Consider the following 433-nt stretch of genomic DNA (forward strand, 5'->3'; position numbering starts at 1 on the left):
TTCCCAAGTCCGTTAACGGATGAAATATCAACCTGCACGTTGGTATTGTCACCTAGCGCCGCTTCGATCTTTTCTGGTCGCTCATAGTGCGCGCTTTCATCCTTAAAATACATCGATTTACGACCACCACGGCCAATATTATCACCGCTTTCGCCGGTAATTGTCGATCCATTTTCCAGGTTGATGCATTTCATGAATGTTAAATGGTCTTTCGGCTTTAATCCTTTCGGACGCCAGATATCCGGCAACCTGTTAATTATGAGCCGCAACTTTTCAAATATGCTATCCGGGTCGCCTAGCTTATCGACCAATATTTCCTTTCGAGACCCCCAGCCGATTGCGTCATTCGGAATAAATATCCACGAATGAACGCTATAACCGCATGACAACCACGTTGCTCCAGCATCGCGGCATTTCTCGACTAGGCCGCTTT

The 433-nt window shown here is 46.7% G+C and carries 1 protein-coding gene; it reads right to left on the reverse strand.

Going from position 1 to position 433, the window contains the following annotated elements:
- A partial coding sequence (locus Q5762_RS37220; protein ID WP_315896735.1) for a hypothetical protein occupies nt 1-248 on the reverse strand: 248 nt, incomplete at its 3' end.
- Nucleotides 249-433 lie beyond the last annotated feature (185 nt).

The organism is Streptomyces sp. P9(2023) (assembly GCF_032436795.1).
GTDB lineage: Bacteria > Actinomycetota > Actinomycetes > Streptomycetales > Streptomycetaceae > Streptomyces.